The following is a 17,892-nucleotide window of genomic DNA, read 5'->3' on the forward strand; positions in this document are numbered from 1 at the left end:
CATTCTGAAGACCTATTACATATTATACATTTGATGATAATATAATGATAGATATATTTTATATCAATAAATACGAGGATGTGCAAACATATGAAAAAGACGAAACTATATATAATAAGTGTTCTTGCTGTTTTATTATTATCTACAATTTTATATCCGAAACATCAAGCCCATGCGGTAACTGAAGAGGCTTGGGATAATGCCGTTACTGTTTATGGTGCAGCATTACAAAACAATTCAAGTGCTAAAGATACAACTTCTAACTTATTAGGCACTAAAAACAGTGACAAGACAACTTACGTTACGGCTGATGACTTAAATAAATACTTAAATATGCAATCATCAAATGATGTCTTAAAATCAAGTATCCGTATTACAAAGACTTCTAAAGGCAGTGGTCTTAACTTAACGATCAATCAAGACCAAGGTCAAATTACAAAAGTAACTAAAGACACATATAAAAATGCTTTAATGACAGCAGGTATTCAAGATGCAGATGTTACAATTGCATCAAGTGAAGATGTAACTGGCGAAAGTGCCTTAGCTGGTGTATACAAAGCATTTGAAGAACAAGGTGAAGAAGTAGATTCAAGCAGAACACAAGTCGCTCAAGAAGAATTATCTACAATTAACCAAATTACTGAAGAAAATAAAGGTCAAGAAGGTTTTTCTCAATCACAATTAAACAAAACAATTGCAGAATCTAAACAAGCTGTAGCTGAAAAATCTGGTAATGTAACAATCAATGAAATCACAAATATCGTCAATCAGAAGATTGAAGACAATGGTTTAACAAATGTTATTAATGATAACCAAATTAATATGATTGTTAATGTTATTGATAAAGCACAAAAAGACGGTGTCTTTAGCGGTGAAAATGCAAAAGACTTTATTAATAACTCAAAAGATTATGTTAATGATTTAGTTAAATCAGATGAATTTAAAGATGCAAAGAAAAAAGCAGAAGACTTAGGTAACGATATTAAAGACAAACTTCAAGACGAAGGTTTCTGGGATAAAATCGTAAATGCCATCAAAGATATCTTCAATTCAATTGCAAACTTATTTAAATAAATTGAAAACGCCATGGGCTCGTGCCCATGGCGTTTTTCTTATATTATTTATCTTCATCTTTATCATCATCTTTAATAATGTCAAAAGTATCTTGTTTAGGTTCTTCATACTTTGTATTTACTTCTGATGATTGTTCTGTTGTTTCTTTTTTGTTTAATGTTGTATAAGGGTTATCGCCCCATGCTTCGATATTATTATAGTTAACTTTTAAGTTTTCAATTTTAAATACTGGGTTTAACTTACGCTTTCTTTGTGCACGATAATCTTTAGCAACTTCAAATACAACTGTTGCAAGTCCGAATAGTGCTACGATATTGATGATTGCCATTAATCCCATAAATAAGTCTGCTGTATCCCATACTGTTTGTACTTGTACAACTGATCCTACAAAGACCATAGCTACTACTAATGCTCTAAAGATAAACATTACGATTTTATTTTTTGTTAAGTATTCAATATTTGATTGACCGTAGTAATAGTTACCAATAATTGAAGAGAATGCGAACATAAATACAGCTAATGTTAAGAATATACCACCGAATTCACCTACATGTGTTGTAAGTGCTTGTTGCGTTACAGCCACACCTTGAGGCGCATCTGCTCCAAATTGTAAGTCAGTATAAAGTAATAACATGATTGCTGTTGCTGAACAGATAATCATAGTATCAAAGAATACACCTAACGCTTGGATTAAACCTTGTTTAACTGGGTGACTTACGGCTGCTGTTGCTGCTGCGTTTGCTGCAGAACCCATACCAGCTTCGTTAGAGAATAAGCCACGTTTAATACCTTGCATAATTGCAAATCCCATTGCCCCACCAAATGCAGGATGTAAACCAAATGCACTTCTTACGATATTTTGAATCATTGGCCAAATTTGATCAGCATTCATAAATAAGATATAACCAACTAAACCAATATATCCAACTGCCATAATTGGCACGATAAATGAAGATACTGTTGCGATACTTCTTACACCACCAAAAATAACTAATGCTGTAATAATAGCCAAGATAACTCCAGTTATCACATTTGAAAATTCATATTGTTCATTTAAAGAAGCTGCAATCGTATTAGATTGAACTGTGTTAAATACAAATGCAAACGTTACAGTTATAAGTATTGCAAACACAACACCAAGCCATTTCTGACCTAAACCACGTTCTATGTAATAAGCTGGTCCACCACGGAACCCACCTTCTTTATCTTTAACTTTATATACTTGTGCTAATGTTGCTTCAAAGAATGCACTTGCTGCACCAATGAATGCAATAACCCACATCCAAAATACTGCACCTGGGCCACCTAGTACAATCGCTGTTGCAACACCTGCGATATTACCAGTACCAACACGAGAAGCAGCACTTATAGCAAATGCTTGGAAAGAAGATATACCTTTTCTTCCATCTTCTAACGTTTCAGGTTTTTCGAAAATGACTCTAAACATTTCTGGTAGCCATCTAAGTTGTACTACTCTAGAACTTATTGTAAAGAATACACCAGCTAATAGTAATAGGAAAATTAAGTTTTGAGTCCAAATTAAATCATTACCCCATTGGACAAAATTATGAAACCAATCTGGGATATAACTATCAAAATCTTTCAAATAAATCCCTCAATTCTAATAATATAGTCATAATAAATTGCTATCATGATTTTACCATGTGCCATTCATTATGACTATATTTTTTTAATCTATAGCTTTTTCTTCAAAATATGCATCAATAACTTGACCAAAGTCATTCTCGTCAACAACAAATCGACCATTTGTATAACGTTCACTAAAGTTAAAGTCTTTAGTATTCACTTTGACTTGATCTTTTTCTGAAATAATAACGCATGTTTCATCCTCTGAAACGGTTCTAGCAAATACAATTCTATGCGCTTTTGATTTTAGTTCTTTCAAGATCATTAAGCCGCGTTGAGATCTTTTAGCAGGTACAAATTGTTCTGCTTTCATTCTTTTAACTGAACCACGATCTGTCACAATAAAGACAGATTGATCATTTGGTAATTTATCTGTCATCACAACTTTATCATTATCTTTCAAGTTGATAGATTTAACACCAGCTGCTTTCAAACCAATGTCGGATAATTCATCCGTATCATAAGTTAAGCTCATACCTTTTTCAGTAATCACTGTTATAAGTTCATCATTTACTATTTTCAGTACGGACACAACTTCATCGTCACCTTTAAGTTTAATGGCAACGAGTGGTTTTGTAATTCTGCTAGCTTTAAATTTATCATTTGTAGACTTTTTGATCATGCCGTTTTTCGTTGCGATAATATAATTAGACGATGGTTTGAAATCAGTTTCTTTATTAACAGAAATAACACGTTCGTCATCATCAATTGGAATCATTTGTGAAATATGTTTACCAAGATCTTTCCACTTTAAGTCCACAATTTCATGTACAGGTATAAATAAGTAATTACCTTTATTTGTGAATACAATTAAAGTATCTTGCGTATTCATTTTTTCGTGCATTAATAAGTAGTCGCCGTCTTTAAGTCCTACTTCTTCAACACCACTTGCGATATAACTTCTATTAGAAGTACGTTTAATGTATCCATCATGCGTAACAGAAACGATAGTTTCTTCACTTGGAACTAAAATTTCTTTTTCAATTTTTATTTCTTCAATTTTTTCTTCGATTTCAGTTAAACGTTCATCTGCAAATTCTTTTCGAACTGCTCTAAGCTCATTTTTAATCACTTTAAATAATGATTTTTCATTTTGTAAAATATCTTTTAAGCGTTCGATAGTTTGTTTAAGTTCATCAAATTCATTTTCTAATGAAACAATATCTGTATTTGTTAATCTATAAAGTTGTAACATTACGATTGCTTCAGCTTGTTCTTCAGTAAATTCATATTTCGCAATTAAATTTTCTTTCGCATCACGTTTGTTTTTAGAAGCTCTAATCGTTTCAATAACTTCGTCTAAAATAGACAATGCTTTAATTAAACCTTCAACGATGTGCATACGTTTTTGTGCTTGAGCTAATTCATATTGAGAACGTCTTGTTACGACTTCTTTTTGATGTTCAATATAACTTTCAAGAATTTGTTTAAGGCCTAATAATTCAGGTCTTCTATTATTTATTGCTACCATATTAAAATGATAAAGCACTTGTAAGTCTGTATTCTTATAAAGGTAATTCAGAACACCTTCACTATTAATATCTTTCTTAAGTTCAATCGCAATTCGTAAACCTTCTCTATCTGTTTCATCACGAACTTCTACAATACCTTCAATTTTCTTATCAGCTCTAAGTTCATCAATTTTCTTAACTAGCGTACCTTTGTTAACTTCAAATGGTACTTCAGTTACGACGATTTGTTCTCTTCCGCCTCTAATTTTTTCTATTTCTACTTTACTTCTAACAACGATTTTACCTTTACCTGTTTTATAGGCTTTCTTAATGCCATCTAACCCTTGAATAATACCGCCTGTTGGGAAATCTGGTCCTTTTATATGTTCAATTAATTCATCTACAGATGTACTTGGCTTATCGATAAGCTTTAATGTCGCATCAATGACTTCTCCTAGATTATGCGGTGGAATATCAGTTGCATAACCAGCAGAAATACCTGTAGCTCCATTGACTAATAAGTTAGGATACCTAGCTGGTAATACCATCGGCTCCATCGCAGTATCATCAAAGTTTTGTACATGTTCAACTGTTTCTTTATCAATATCTTGTAATAACACTTCAGCTAATTTACTTAATTTTGCCTCAGTATAACGCATTGCTGCAGGAGGGTCATTATCAATACTACCGTTATTACCATGCATTTCTATTAGTACGTGTCTCAATTTCCAATCTTGACTCATACGAACCATTGCATCGTATACAGAAGAATCACCATGTGGATGATAATTACCGATTACGTTACCAACCGTTTTAGCACTTTTTCTAAAGTTTCTGTCATACGTATTACCGTCTTTATACATCGCAAATAATATTCTACGTTGTACAGGTTTTAATCCATCTCGTACATCAGGTAGTGCACGATCTTGAATGATATATTTACTATATCTACCGAATCTATCTCCAATTACATCTTCTAAAGGAAGGTTTTGAATTTGTTCAACCATTATTTAACTTCCTCCTCTAATGTTTCTACTTCATCATCAAGTACTTGAATGTCATCACTTTCAAGTATACTTTGATCTTCTTGCATACCAAATTGAACGTGTCTTTCAATCCATTCTCTACGTGGTTCAACTTTGTCACCCATTAATGTAGTCACTCTTCGTTGTGAACGTACTTCATCATCAATACTTACTCGAATTAACGTTCTTGTTTCAGGATCCATTGTTGTTTCCCATAGTTGATCGGCATTCATTTCACCTAAACCTTTATAACGTTGAAGTGTGAAACCTTTACCAATTTTCTTCATTAATACTTCTAAATCTTCATCAGTCCATGCATATTCAACTTGTTTTGATTTACCTTTACCTTTTTCTAATTTATATAAAGGTGGTAACGCAATATATACTCTACCTGCTTCTAATAGCGGTCTCATATATTTGAAGAAGAAAGTTAATAATAATACTTGAATATGTGCACCATCTGTATCGGCATCTGTCATAATAATCACTTTGTTGTAATTACTATCTTCAATATTAAAGTCTGCACCAACACCTGCACCTATTGTATGAATAATCGTATTGATTTCTTCATTTTTAAAGATATCTTCAAGTTTAGCTTTTTCTGTATTAATAACTTTACCTCTTAACGGTAAAATTGCTTGGAATTTACGATCACGCCCTAATTTAGCTGATCCTCCGGCAGAATCCCCTTCGACTAAATAAAGTTCGTTTTTCTCTGTATTTTTACTTTGTGCTGGCGTTAATTTACCAGATAATATAGTTTCTTTACGTTTGTTTTTCTTACCATTTCTAGCTTCTTCACGTGCTTTTCTTGCTGCTTCACGTGCTTGAGATGCTTTAATCGCTTTTTTAAGTAATGCCTTTGATAATTGACCTTTCTCTTCTAGGTAGAAAGGCAGTTGATCTGACATAACGGAATCAACAGCTGCACGTGCTTCTGTTGTACCTAATTTAGACTTAGTTTGACCTTCGAACTGTAATAAATCTTCTGGAATTCTTACAGAAATTATAGCTGTCAAACCTTCACGAATGTCACTACCATCAAGATTTTTATCTTTTTGTTTAAGTTCACCAATTTTACGCGCATATTCATTAAATACACGAGTAAATGCTGTCTTTAAGGCAGTTTCATGTGTACCTCCGTCTTTAGTACGGACGTTATTTACGAAACTTAGAATCGTTTCAGAATATTGGTCATTAAATTGAAAACTAATATCTACTTCAATTCCATTTGATTCGCCACTAAACATAGCAACGTCATGTAACACGTCTTTGCCTTCATTTAAATAATTTACAAATTCTTTAATACCATCTTCATAATGATAAAATACTTCTCTAGGTTCTTCTCCCCTTAAATCCGTTACTTTTATCTTAAGTGCTTTCAGTAAAAATGCTGATTCTTGAAGTCTTTCACATAACGTTTCAAAGTTAAAATGTGTTGAAGCTTTAAATATTTTAGAATCTGGTTTGAAATGAACCGTTGTACCCGTTTTACGTGTTTTCCCCTTTTTCTCTAATGTTGTAACAGGTACACCACCGTTTTTGAACTTTTGTTTATAAATATGACCTTCTCTATAAATCGTTACTTCTAACCATTCACTCAAAGCATTAACAACTGAAGCACCTACACCGTGTAGTCCTCCAGATGTTTTATAGCCACCTTGACCGAATTTACCGCCGGCATGAAGGACAGTAAATATTACTTCAGGTGTCGGTTTACCAGTCTTATGTAGTCCTGTAGGCATCCCCCTACCGTTATCATGAACAGAAATACTATTATCTTTATGAATTGTTACTTCGATTTCCGTACCGAAGCCATTTAAAATTTCATCAACAGAGTTATCTACTATTTCATATACTAAATGGTGAAGTCCGCGGACATCTGTTGAACCAATGTACATACCAGGTCTTTTTCTTACTGCTTCTAAACCTTCGAGTACTTGTATTGAATCTTCACCATATTGAACTTTTGCTTGTTTATTCAATATTTCTCCTCCTACAAACGTACGTTCGTTTCTTTTACTTTACAATAGTTATTTTGTTATAAATCCCTAGAAAATGCAAGCCCTATCCCTAATTGTGGTACAATTTCCCTTTACATTGTACAGACAATATCATATTTTTAAATAGTAACCGATATACAGTTATGGTAAACTATTAGTACCTGCTATCAAAGGAGTGTTTCAATAATGACATTTGTTGTTATTATACTTAGCTACTTAGTTGGATGTTTCCCAAGTGGCCTTGTGTTAGGTAAGTTATTTTATAAAAAAGATATTCGACAATTTGGAAGTGGCAACCTAGGTGCTACAAATACATTTAGAGTATTAGGAAAAAAAGCTGGATTTATCGTGATGTTTTTAGATATCTTCAAAGGATTTATTGTAGTTTTCTTCCCAATATGGTTTAATGTAGATATTCCTAGCATATTTGTAGGTATTTGTGCAGTAGTCGGACATGTATTTCCAATATTTTTGAAATTCAAAGGTGGAAAAGCCGTTGCAACAAGTGCAGGTGCTGTTCTAGGTGTACATCCGATACTATTAATTATACTAGCTATTATATTCTTTGTAATTCTATATTTAACTAAATATGTATCATTATCTAGTATTGTAGCGGGTATAAGTTGTTTTATAGGTGCAATTATCATTGGTGATATACCTTTCTTAATCGTATCTATTGCAATATTGGTTATACTGCTCGTCAGACACCAATCAAATATCGTAAGAATATTCAAAGGACAAGAACCAAAAATCAAATGGATGTAAAGGAGAATGCACTATGAATCTAGAAATTACTGAAAAAGCTATCGAATGGTTTAAAGACGAATTAGAATTCAATGATGATCAAGCCTTACGATTTTTCGTTCGTTATGGCGGTGAATTTCAGTTAAAACAAGGCTTCTCACCCGCATTTACTGTAGAAGAATTAAGTTCTTCTGAAGTTGGTTTTAAAGACGAGAAAAACGATATTCCATTTTTTATTGATGAAAAAGATTTATGGTACTTTGATGATAATGACTTAGTAATTGATTTAAATGATAATGGAGAAATTAAATATGAAGTCAAAGCTTCAAGATAAACTATAAAAGCAGATGTATTTCGTGTATTTAGCGAAACACATCTGCTTATTTATTATAGTTTACGATCTACACCTTGTTCAGTTTCTTCATGAATTTTTAAATATGCTTTATGCCATTCAGGGAAACTCTTATCTAATCTAATTGGTCTGTTTGAACCTTTTTTCAAGCATACATGCGTTGTTGATCCTGTTGATACAACTTCTCGTTGTTCATTTAATATCTCATAAGAATAAATTGATCTTATAGGTGAATAATGAGAAATCCACGTTTTAATGATAACTTTTTCAGGGTATGTTATAGACTTTTTATAAGTAATATTCAAATCAACTACAGGAGATATAATCCCCGCATTCTCCATATCTGCGTAACTAAATCCCGCTTTATAAATGTAATCTGTTCTCGCTACTTCGAACCAAATCGCATAATTTGCGTGATAAACAACGCCCATTTTATCCGTCTCTGCATATCTAACATCTATTGGTGTTTCACTATAAATCATGATTCAATCCCTCTTTCTAAATTCCTTAACCTAATCATAACATAAATATAATTACGCCTGTGATTATATTCTTTTAAATACATATATTTAATTTTCATATAAAAAGCAGTAGACATTCAATTTACAAAGAATATCTACTGCTCGTATATGAATTAGCTTTATATTATTGTGCTAATTTGTTTCTTAATACCATTTGTAGAATACCACCGTGTCTGTAGTAGTCAATTTCTACTTCTGAGTCGAATCTAGCTAAAGCTTCAAATTCTGTAACTTTACCATCTTCGCTAGTAGCAGTTACTTTAAGAATATCACGTGGTTTAACACCTTCATGAATATCTACTGAAATGGCTTCTCTACCAGTTAAACCTAAGCTATCTGCTGATTCACCTTTTTTGAATTGTAAAGGTAATACACCCATCATAACTAGGTTAGAACGGTGAATACGTTCGTAACTTTGAGCAATAACTGTTTTAACACCTAAAAGATTTGTACCTTTAGCTGCCCAGTCACGAGAAGAACCCATTCCGTAGTCATTACCAGCAAGTACACATAAACCAATACCATTTTCTTGATATTTCATTGAAGCATCAAAGATAGGCATTACTTCTTCTGTTGGCCAGTAAGTTGTGAATCCACCTTCAGTTCCAGGTGCTAATTGGTTCTTAATACGAATGTTCGCAAAAGTACCTCTCATCATAACTTCATGGTTACCACGACGAGAACCGTATGAGTTAAAGTCTCTAATTGCTACATCATGGTCTTGCAAGTATTTACCAGCTGGTGTATCTTTACCGATTGCACCTGCAGGAGAAATATGGTCAGTTGTAACTGAGTCACCAAATTTACCCATTACTCTTAAATCACTTAAAGGTTGAATATCTTGTGGTTCTTTAGATAAACCTTGGAAGAATGTAGGGTTTTGGATATATGTTGAATTAGGATCAAAGTCATATAATGGTTGATCTGTCGTTTCAATTTGATTCCAAACTTCATTAGATTCAAATACTGTTTTGTATTCTTCTCTGAATAATTCAGGTGTAACAACTGATAATACAGTGTCTCTAACTTCTTCAATTGATGGCCAGATGTCTTTTAAGAATACATCTTCACCATTAGATCCTTTACCGATTGGATCATTTTGTAAGTCGATATCAACAGTACCAGCTAATGCATAAGCAACAACTAATTGTGGTGATGCTAAGTAGTTCGCTTTAACTAATGGATGAATACGACCTTCGAAGTTACGGTTACCAGATAATACTGAAGTAACAAGTAAATCTTCGTCAGCAATCGCTTTTTCAATTTCAGGTAATAATGGACCTGAGTTACCGATACAAGTTGTACAACCATAACCAACTAAGTTGAATCCAAGATCATCTAAATACTCTTGTAATCCAGCGTCACGTAAATAGCCTGTAACAACTTTTGAACCAGGTGCTAATGAAGTCTTAACGTAATCTGGTACTTTTAAGCCTTTTTCGATTGCTTTTTTCGCAACTAAACCTGCACCTAACATTACATATGGGTTAGAAGTGTTTGTACATGAAGTAATGGCTGCAATTGCGATGTCACCAGTCTTCATTGAAGTCTTCGTACCATCTTGTAATTCAATATCTACAGATTTATCAAATTCTGATTTATCGAAACCATGACCTTGGTTACCTGCTGGTGCAGTCACTGATTCAACAAATGATTTTTTCATGTCGCTTAATTTGATTAAATCTTGTGGACGTTTAGGACCAGATAATGATGCTTCAACTGTTGATAAATCTAGATTAACAACATCTGTGTATGTTGGTTCTACATTTTCAGCATTGAAGAACATGTTGTTTTCTTTTAAGTATTTCTCTACAACATTAACTTGTTCTTCAGAACGTCCAGTTAAACGTAAGTAACTTAATGATTCATCATCTACTGGGAAGAAACCACATGTAGCACCATATTCAGGCGCCATATTAGCAATTGTTGCTCTGTCTGCTAATGGTAATTTTTCTACACCAGGACCAAAGAATTCAACAAATTTACCTACAACACCTTTTTTACGTAACTCTTCAGTTACACGTAAAGCTAAGTCAGTTGCTGTTGTACCTTGTGGTAATTCGTTTGTTAATTTAACACCGATAACTTCAGGAACTGGGAAGTATGAAGGTTGACCAAGCATACCTGCTTCGGCTTCAATACCACCTACACCCCAACCTAATACACCAATACCGTTGATCATTGTTGTATGTGAGTCAGTACCTACTAAAGTATCTGGGTAAGTTACAAGTTCATTTTCTTCCTCTCTAATGTGTACAACACTTGCTAAGTATTCCAAGTTAACTTGGTGAACAATACCAGTAGCTGGTGGTACAGCACGATAGTTATCAAATGATTTTGTTGCCCAGTTTAAGAATTGGTAACGCTCGATATTACGTTCAAATTCTAATTTCATATTCATTTCTAATGAATTTGGTAATGCATAGCTATCTACTTGTACAGAGTGGTCAATAACTAAATCAACAGGTACTTCAGGGTTGATTTTAGAAACATCTCCACCAACATCATCCATCGCTTTACGTAAAGAAGCTAAGTCTACAACTGCAGGTACACCTGTGAAGTCTTGTAGAATAACACGTGATGGTTTAAATGGTACTTCTGCATTAGCATCGTTAGATTTACCCCATTTTGCTAAATTCATAATATGTTCTTCTTTTATGACACGTCCGTCAAATTGTCTTAATACTGATTCTAATAATACACGAATAGAATAAGGTAGTTTATCAACATTAGATAAACCTAATTCGTCTAATGTTTTTAAGCTATAAAACGTGTATGTTTTGCCGTTCAATTCAAAAGATTTTTTAGATTGTTCTTTTAAACTTGAGCTCATTATTAGTTCCCCCTTTAAAATTGTGCAAGTTAATGCTTCATATACAATTGTATAATCAATACTTTAGTAAAACAATACATTGCGCTTAAAAATGAATATATTTACCATTCAAGTTTATAATAGGATACTATAAGTTTTTCTTATGTATTTTCAAATATACATAATTTTTAGTTATTAATTGATAATGATTATCAACTATAATTTTAAAAAAAGACTGAGACATCAATTTGTCTCAGTCTTTAACTTATTAATCTTCCATTTCTCTTGCTAAACGACGTTGTTCTTTTAATTCTTGTTCATATTCTCGTTTAGATTTTTCTACATATTCTTTCATACGATGCTTATTCGGTGTAATCGATAATCCAAGATATTTTCTTTCTTGGTTTGCATCTTTATAGAAAGCGACAATCATCATAATGATAATGAAACTAAACGGGAATGCTGAAATGATTGCTGCTGATTGTAATGCATTTAATCCAGTATCTCCACCAGATAATAATAGCACGAATGCAATAAGTGATTGTGCAACACCCCATACAATCTTCACTCTACCTGATGGTTCTAATGATCCATAAGTTGTCTGCATACCTAGAACGAATGTAGCAGAGTCTGCAGAAGTTATAAAGAATGTACATATTAATGCTAATGCAATAATTGATAGAATCGCACCCATTGGTAATTCATTAAATACACCAAATAATTGAGTTTCAGTAGTCATTTTGAAGACTTCTGGTGTCTTCTTACCTACTTCAATACCTGTTACGCCAAATACGCTGAACCAAATAAAGCTAATGATTGTTGGTACAAGCATAACACCTAAAATAAACTCACGAATTGAACGTCCTCTAGAAACGCGGGCAATGAATATACCTACGAATGGACTCCAACTCATCCACCAACCCCAATAATAAAGTGTCCATGAATTTAACCATTCACTCTTTTGAGGATTTAATGGTGCTACATCAAAACTATTGAATAAGAATGAATCGAATAGCGCACCTGTTGATGATGTAAACATATTTGCAATTAAAATTGTTGGACCGATAATTAAAGTGACGATAAGTAATAGTGAAGCTAAAACAATATTTAAGTTACTTAAATATTGGATACCTTTACTTAGTCCACTCCATGCACTCATTAAGAATAAAATCGTTACAATAACGATGATGATACCTTGTATAACGATATTATTTGGGATTCCAAATAAATATTCTAATCCACCATTGATCTGTAAAGCACCCATACCTAATGATACGGCAACCCCTACAACAGTTGCGAATACTGATAACACATCAATAATGATACCTATAGGACCATCAACTCTATCACCTAAAATTGGTCTTAATGTTTTAGATAATAAACCAGGTTCACCTTTTCTAAATTGAGAATATGCTAATGCTAAAGCAACTACTCCGTAAATTGCCCAAGCATGGAAACCCCAATGTAAGAATGTAGAACGCATTGATTCAGTCATCGCTGCTTTCGTCTCTGGATCAGCATTCGGTGGTGAAACAAAGTGAGACATTGGTTCAGCTGCACCGTAGAATACAAGTCCGATACCCATACCAGCACTGAATAACATTGCAAACCAAGAAATTGTATTAAATTCTGGTTTATCATGTGGTCTACCTAATTTTAACTTTCCAATTGGGCTAAATATAATGAAAACACAGAAAAATACCATACCAATTGTAATAATCATGTAATACCAACCAAAGTATTTTGAAATCCATGCACTGATATTACCAGTTATCTCACCAAACTGAGTTGGAAAAATAACACCAAGTGCAACAATGATTGCAACAACTATGGCACTAATTGTAAAAACATTTGAAACTTTTCTTCCATTTGGATACGTTGGAATATTGGCCATTATAATTCTCCTTTCAAAATAACAAACTTTAAAATATGTATTCCCGTTTTAACTTATTTTATTCGTGATATTTTCAAATAAGTGATATATGAAAACAGCAACATTCAACACTTTAACAAATATTACACCTAAAATCAAATTGACTATTTCTTTTTATGCCATATTCATGTATGATAAAATTCGATAAGGAGGTGTTTAATATGTCATTATTAAAAGAATTTAAAGACTTTGCTTTGCAAGGTAACGTTTTAGATTTAGCAATCGCCGTTGTTATTGGTGCTGCCTTTAACAAAATTGTTACATCTTTAGTTGAGAACGTCATAATGCCACTTATTGGATTAATTTTTGGAGAAGTAGACTTCGCTGAAAAATGGTCATTAATGGGTATCAAGTACGGTCTATTCATCCAATCTATCATTGACTTCTTAATCGTCGCATTCGCACTATTTGTATTCATCAAAATTGCAAATACTGTTATGAAAAAAGGCGAAGAAGAAGAAGAAGTTGACGAACAAACTGTATTACTTACAGAAATCCGCGACGCTTTACGCGAAAAGTAAGTTTTACATATTTAAAAAACCATCGATTATTGATTGTTCAATAATCGATGGTTTTTTTGATATCTTTATTAATCTTCAACTGGACCTTCTTCTACTAATGTTTTAACATCAGCTACAATTTCTGATTTAGGGAATTTTTTATCCCCAGCATCCTGTCCGCTATATGATTTAATGATTTTTCCATTCTGATCTATTAAATAGAAACTTGTACCATGTGTAACTTGTGTACTACCTTTTGGTGGTGGCGCCACGATTGATTTAAAGTTATCTTGTGCGTATTGTTTAATAAATTTAAAATCATAATTTGTTAATAACGTCCATTTGTTATCTGGTACATTATATTGTTTAACGTAATCTTTAAGTTTTTTCGGTGTATCATTTTCTGGATCTACACTAAAACTTAATACCCCATAATTTTTAACGCCATCTTTTTCAAGTTGATCAATAACAGTACTCATATTATATGTCATTGGTGGACAAACTGTTTCACAATTCGTAAAGATAAAATCAGCTATATACACTTTCCCTTTCATATCTTTTTGTGAAAATTTATGACCATCTTGATCAGTTACATTGAATGACTGCATTTTATTGCCAAATTGACTGTCGGGTTCAATCGCATTATTACTACATGCACTCATTATCATCATCATACTTGCAACCAATATTAGAAATATTCCCTTTTTCATCCTAACACTCCCATAACTCTGTTAGTTAAAATATATCAAATAAAAATCACAACTTAAATACACAATTTAATCTAATTATGTCTTTGATGTGTCATTCAATTATTTGAGAATGCTGTTGTACTTAAAAATCCATTCTTGTTTACATTTAAAATGGTAGGAATTCTTGTCTTTAATTCAGATACGTGAGAAATAATACCTACTAAACGACCGGACATTTGTATATTAACGAGTGTATCGAGCGCAGTTTCTAAAGTTTCAGCATCTAACGTACCAAATCCTTCATCGATAAACATCGATTCTAAATGAATAGCACCCGCTTCTTGCTGCACAACATTCGACAATCCTATCGCTAATGACAACGACGCTTGGAATGTTTCTCCTCCTGATAATGACGTAATATGTCTCGTTCTATTTGAAAATCTATCAAACACTTCAATTTCCAAACCACTTAATCCTTGTGATTTCTCTTTTCTACGCACGAGTTGATAACGATTATTCGTCATTTTAAGAAAATGTCTATTTGCATTATCTAATATATGGTTTAAATAATAAATCAGCACATAGTTCTCCAATGATAATTTCTGGCTATTCTTCCCATTCATCGTTCTCGATAAATCAATCATTTCTTCTTGTTCTTTAAGGTCTTGATTAATCTTATCAATCACATTAAGAATTGCTTTAGATTTTTGATCATTTTGTTCAACCTTTAATTGCAGTTGATTCAATTGTTTAACTAAATTGTTTAGAGAATCTTTAGCACTTACTAATTGTTCTTCTCTATTAGCGATATCAGGCATTTCTTGATCTTTCACTTTTTTACTAAGTTCTTTAACGACCGCTTCAACTTCTATATATTTTTTATCATATTGCTGAGCACTTTCTTCTAATCGATCAATATCCTCTACTTGTAACAACAATTCATCTAACTGAACATATGATGAAATGTCATGTTTGTTCATTTCAGTGTTTAAATAATCTTTTGTAGATTTAATTTGTTCTTCAATCATTGATAAACGTTCTTTTACTGTAGCATGTTGCATTTGTAATGTTTGCTTATCTTTTTGATATTGTTCTTGTTGTTCGTTCAATTGTTTCATACTTTGATCAAACTTAGATAATGTGTGTTCTAGCGTATTCACTCGTTCAACAAATGATGATACTTCATTGTATCCCGTCTCTTTTTTAAAGTACGCTAAATCATTCTCATATGTCGATACTTTATGATTTAAATCATTTAATTGTAATGTGTGTTCTGTCATCTGCTTTTCTGCTGCACTTATTTCTTTTTTTAGATGTTGAATATGCTGACGATTCTCTTGATATGTTTTTAAAGTACTCACTATTTGTTCAAGTCTTTCATTCAGTGATGCTATATCCTTTTGCACATCCTTAACATCACTTAGCTTGTTCAATTGTTCATTCGTTAAATTAATTCTTTCTTGATAAGTCGTAATGTGTTGATTCACTTCTTGCAACTGGTTTTCAACTTCTAATTGTTTCGCTTTTTCTTGTTTTAAGCTTTCAAAATCAACATCTCCATTAATTGTTTCTATGATTGATCCACATATAGGACAATCTTCACCTTTATGAACATGCTTTTGAATTTTTAATATTTCATCTTCAACATTCAAAATATCAAATGACTTTTCGGCATCTTTATGTTGTTCGAGTGATGTTTTTTCATTTTCATATTCTACTAATTGACGATTATATGCTTGTATTTTCTCTTCTAATGCTTGTTTATCTGCATACAGCTTTTGTGTTGTTTCTAGACCTTGTAATGTTAACTTCATTGTTTCTTGTTCTTTTAATTGTGTTTGCTCATCTTGTTCGTCATATGTTATTTCTCCAAGCTTAGTATGAAGTTCATCTGTTTCTTGCTTATTTTGTTCAATTGCCCTTTTTAAAGTTTCTTGTTTTTCTCGTTGTTTTACTATGTCTTGTTCTGCTTCTATATATTTTTCAATATTTACTTTTATATGCTTCGTATTTTGAACAAATGCTCTATATTCTTCAATTTGTTCATGTTCTTTATGCAGATCATTTATTTGTTGTACAATTGCTTCTAATTTTTGCGCATTGTCACTTATTTGTTTTTGAAGTACTTCTTCATTTTGTAATTCGTTTGTATGGTTGATTTCCTTATCTTTAAGTTGATGATATTGATAAGTTAAAGACTGTACACTTTTTAAGTATTTGACTTGTTTCTTTAAATCATTGATTTCTTTTTCTTCACTTTTCAACTGATTTAATTCTGCTTCTTTAACTTTTAACGTTTCAAAGTTTTCTTTTAATGTCTTCTCTCTTTCAAAGGCACTTTCAAGTTCACTAACTTGTTGCTGTTGTTTAGATTTCAAATCTGTTAGTTCTTTTAACTTTTCTTGTCCTACCGCTTCATATGATGATAATGCCTCTTGAATCACTTCATAACGATAGCCTTCAACTTGTTTATGTTCTTGTAACGTTTCATCATCAAAATCATGCATATCATTTATATACTGTGTGATTTTTTGATAGTGACTTTCGATTAATGCGATTTCTTTCTTCATTTCTAGTTCTAATTGTACTTGTAACTTCTCAAAACGATTACTATCGAATAGTGTTCTTAATATACTTCTTTTATCTGTGCTGTTCGATACGAGAAACTGTTTGAATTCACCTTGTGGAAGAATCAATATTTGTCTAAACTGTTTAACATTCATATGTAATAACGCTTTTAAATAATCATTACTAGTATTAATACTTTTCGTTTCTAATGACCACTTATCATTTACTTTTTTATAAACTTCAACTGTCGCATTCGTTGGGTTTTTATTACCTTCTTTAATGTATTTCACAGTTCTAACGACGCTATATTGCTCATTTTTAATTTCGAATTCAAATTCTACTTTAGTAGGTAACTTAGGATCAGCAAAATGGCTTCGTAAATCAACTTCTTCACGCGATTCTGTCGATGTCTTACCAAACAAAGCATAAACCATCGCATCAAAGATCATCGTCTTTCCTGACCCTGTCTTACCACATATTAAAAACAATTGTGATTTAGATAAATGTGTAAAATCCACTTGCTCATTTATAAATGGTCCAAAATATTGCATCTTTAATAATAAAGGTCTCATC

General features: G+C 32.3%; 12 protein-coding genes. 4 read left to right on the forward strand and 8 right to left on the reverse strand.

All coding sequences use genetic code 11. The features are described 5' to 3' along the window. Positions 1-90: 90 nt before the first annotated feature. Complete coding sequence (locus tag LQ617_RS02345) at positions 91-1,074, forward strand: DUF1002 domain-containing protein (RefSeq protein WP_037587942.1); 984 nt, start codon at positions 91-93, stop codon at positions 1,072-1,074. A gap of 43 nt (positions 1,075-1,117) precedes the next feature. Here LQ617_RS02345 and alsT read toward each other — a convergent pair whose 3' ends face one another. The 3 genes from alsT to parE form a co-directional block, all read right to left on the reverse strand. Next, on the reverse strand, positions 1,118-2,680 hold the full coding sequence (gene alsT, locus LQ617_RS02350) for a glutamine transporter AlsT (protein WP_037587940.1): 1,563 nt from the start codon (positions 2,678-2,680) through the stop codon (positions 1,118-1,120). Between the two features lie 84 nt (positions 2,681-2,764). After that, on the reverse strand, positions 2,765-5,179 hold the full coding sequence (gene parC, locus LQ617_RS02355) for a DNA topoisomerase IV subunit A (protein WP_239739409.1): 2,415 nt from the start codon (positions 5,177-5,179) through the stop codon (positions 2,765-2,767). Beyond that, a complete protein-coding gene (parE, locus tag LQ617_RS02360) occupies positions 5,179-7,182 on the reverse strand; it encodes a DNA topoisomerase IV subunit B (RefSeq protein ID WP_239739410.1) in 2,004 nt (667 codons plus the stop codon). The genes parC and parE overlap by 1 nt, the downstream gene beginning before the upstream one ends. A gap of 201 nt (positions 7,183-7,383) precedes the next feature. Between parE and plsY the strand changes: the two genes are divergently transcribed. Both plsY and LQ617_RS02370 read left to right on the forward strand, forming a co-directional pair. Then, complete coding sequence (gene plsY, locus LQ617_RS02365) at positions 7,384-7,965, forward strand: glycerol-3-phosphate 1-O-acyltransferase PlsY (RefSeq protein WP_025905927.1); 582 nt, start codon at positions 7,384-7,386, stop codon at positions 7,963-7,965. Between the two features lie 13 nt (positions 7,966-7,978). Then, positions 7,979-8,278: a HesB/YadR/YfhF family protein gene (locus tag LQ617_RS02370; RefSeq protein WP_025905926.1), complete on the forward strand. Its 300-nt coding sequence runs from the start codon at positions 7,979-7,981 to the stop codon at positions 8,276-8,278. A 53-nt stretch (positions 8,279-8,331) separates the two neighbouring features. On the opposite strand, the gene menI is transcribed toward LQ617_RS02370, so the two are convergent. From menI to LQ617_RS02385, 3 genes are all read right to left on the reverse strand, one after another. After that, the gene (gene menI / locus LQ617_RS02375) at positions 8,332-8,778 is read right to left on the reverse strand and encodes a 1,4-dihydroxy-2-naphthoyl-CoA hydrolase MenI (RefSeq protein ID WP_025905924.1); all 447 of its coding nucleotides are present in this window, start codon (positions 8,776-8,778) and stop codon (positions 8,332-8,334) included. Between the two features lie 163 nt (positions 8,779-8,941). Further along, positions 8,942-11,650, reverse strand: a complete 2,709-nt coding sequence (gene acnA / locus LQ617_RS02380; RefSeq protein WP_126477033.1) for an aconitate hydratase AcnA — start codon at positions 11,648-11,650, stop codon at positions 8,942-8,944. Between the two features lie 247 nt (positions 11,651-11,897). Then, positions 11,898-13,523 carry a glycine betaine uptake BCCT transporter gene (locus LQ617_RS02385; protein WP_037587932.1) on the reverse strand — a complete coding sequence of 542 codons (1,626 nt, stop codon included), beginning with the start codon at positions 13,521-13,523 and terminating at the stop codon, positions 11,898-11,900. 200 nt (positions 13,524-13,723) lie between these two features. Here LQ617_RS02385 and mscL point away from each other — a divergent pair, with 200 nt between their 5' ends. Next, positions 13,724-14,083, forward strand: coding sequence for a large conductance mechanosensitive channel protein MscL (gene mscL / locus LQ617_RS02390; protein WP_025905918.1), 360 nt, complete (start codon positions 13,724-13,726; stop codon positions 14,081-14,083). A gap of 68 nt (positions 14,084-14,151) precedes the next feature. Here the strand turns inward: mscL and LQ617_RS02395 are convergent, their stop codons facing one another. Together LQ617_RS02395 and sbcC are read right to left on the reverse strand one after the other, a co-directional pair. Further along, positions 14,152-14,772, reverse strand: a complete 621-nt coding sequence (locus LQ617_RS02395) for an SCO family protein (protein WP_191835537.1) — start codon at positions 14,770-14,772, stop codon at positions 14,152-14,154. 95 nt (positions 14,773-14,867) lie between these two features. Next, the gene (gene sbcC, locus LQ617_RS02400) at positions 14,868-17,891 is read right to left on the reverse strand and encodes an exonuclease subunit SbcC (protein ID WP_239739411.1); all 3,024 of its coding nucleotides are present in this window, start codon (positions 17,889-17,891) and stop codon (positions 14,868-14,870) included. Position 17,892 lies beyond the last annotated feature (1 nt).

Source organism: Mammaliicoccus sp. P-M59 (genome assembly GCF_022386135.1).
In the GTDB taxonomy this organism is placed as follows: Bacteria; Bacillota; Bacilli; order Staphylococcales; family Staphylococcaceae; genus Mammaliicoccus; species Mammaliicoccus sciuri_A.

Excerpts from the sequence above, each read along its gene's own strand:
- LQ617_RS02345 (WP_037587942.1), top strand. The coding sequence starts at position 91 with ATGAAAAAGACGAAACTATATATAATAAGTGTTCTTGCTGTTTTATTA.
- parC (WP_239739409.1), bottom strand. The coding sequence starts at position 5,179 with ATGGTTGAACAAATTCAAAACCTTCCTTTAGAAGATGTAATTGGAGAT.
- LQ617_RS02370 (WP_025905926.1), top strand. The coding sequence starts at position 7,979 with ATGAATCTAGAAATTACTGAAAAAGCTATCGAATGGTTTAAAGACGAA.
- menI (WP_025905924.1), bottom strand. The coding sequence starts at position 8,778 with ATGATTTATAGTGAAACACCAATAGATGTTAGATATGCAGAGACGGAT.
- acnA (WP_126477033.1), bottom strand. The coding sequence starts at position 11,650 with ATGAGCTCAAGTTTAAAAGAACAATCTAAAAAATCTTTTGAATTGAAC.
- LQ617_RS02385 (WP_037587932.1), bottom strand. The coding sequence starts at position 13,523 with ATGGCCAATATTCCAACGTATCCAAATGGAAGAAAAGTTTCAAATGTT.
- mscL (WP_025905918.1), top strand. The coding sequence starts at position 13,724 with ATGTCATTATTAAAAGAATTTAAAGACTTTGCTTTGCAAGGTAACGTT.
- LQ617_RS02395 (WP_191835537.1), bottom strand. The coding sequence starts at position 14,772 with ATGAAAAAGGGAATATTTCTAATATTGGTTGCAAGTATGATGATGATA.
- sbcC (WP_239739411.1), bottom strand. The coding sequence starts at position 17,891 with ATGAGACCTTTATTATTAAAGATGCAATATTTTGGACCATTTATAAAT.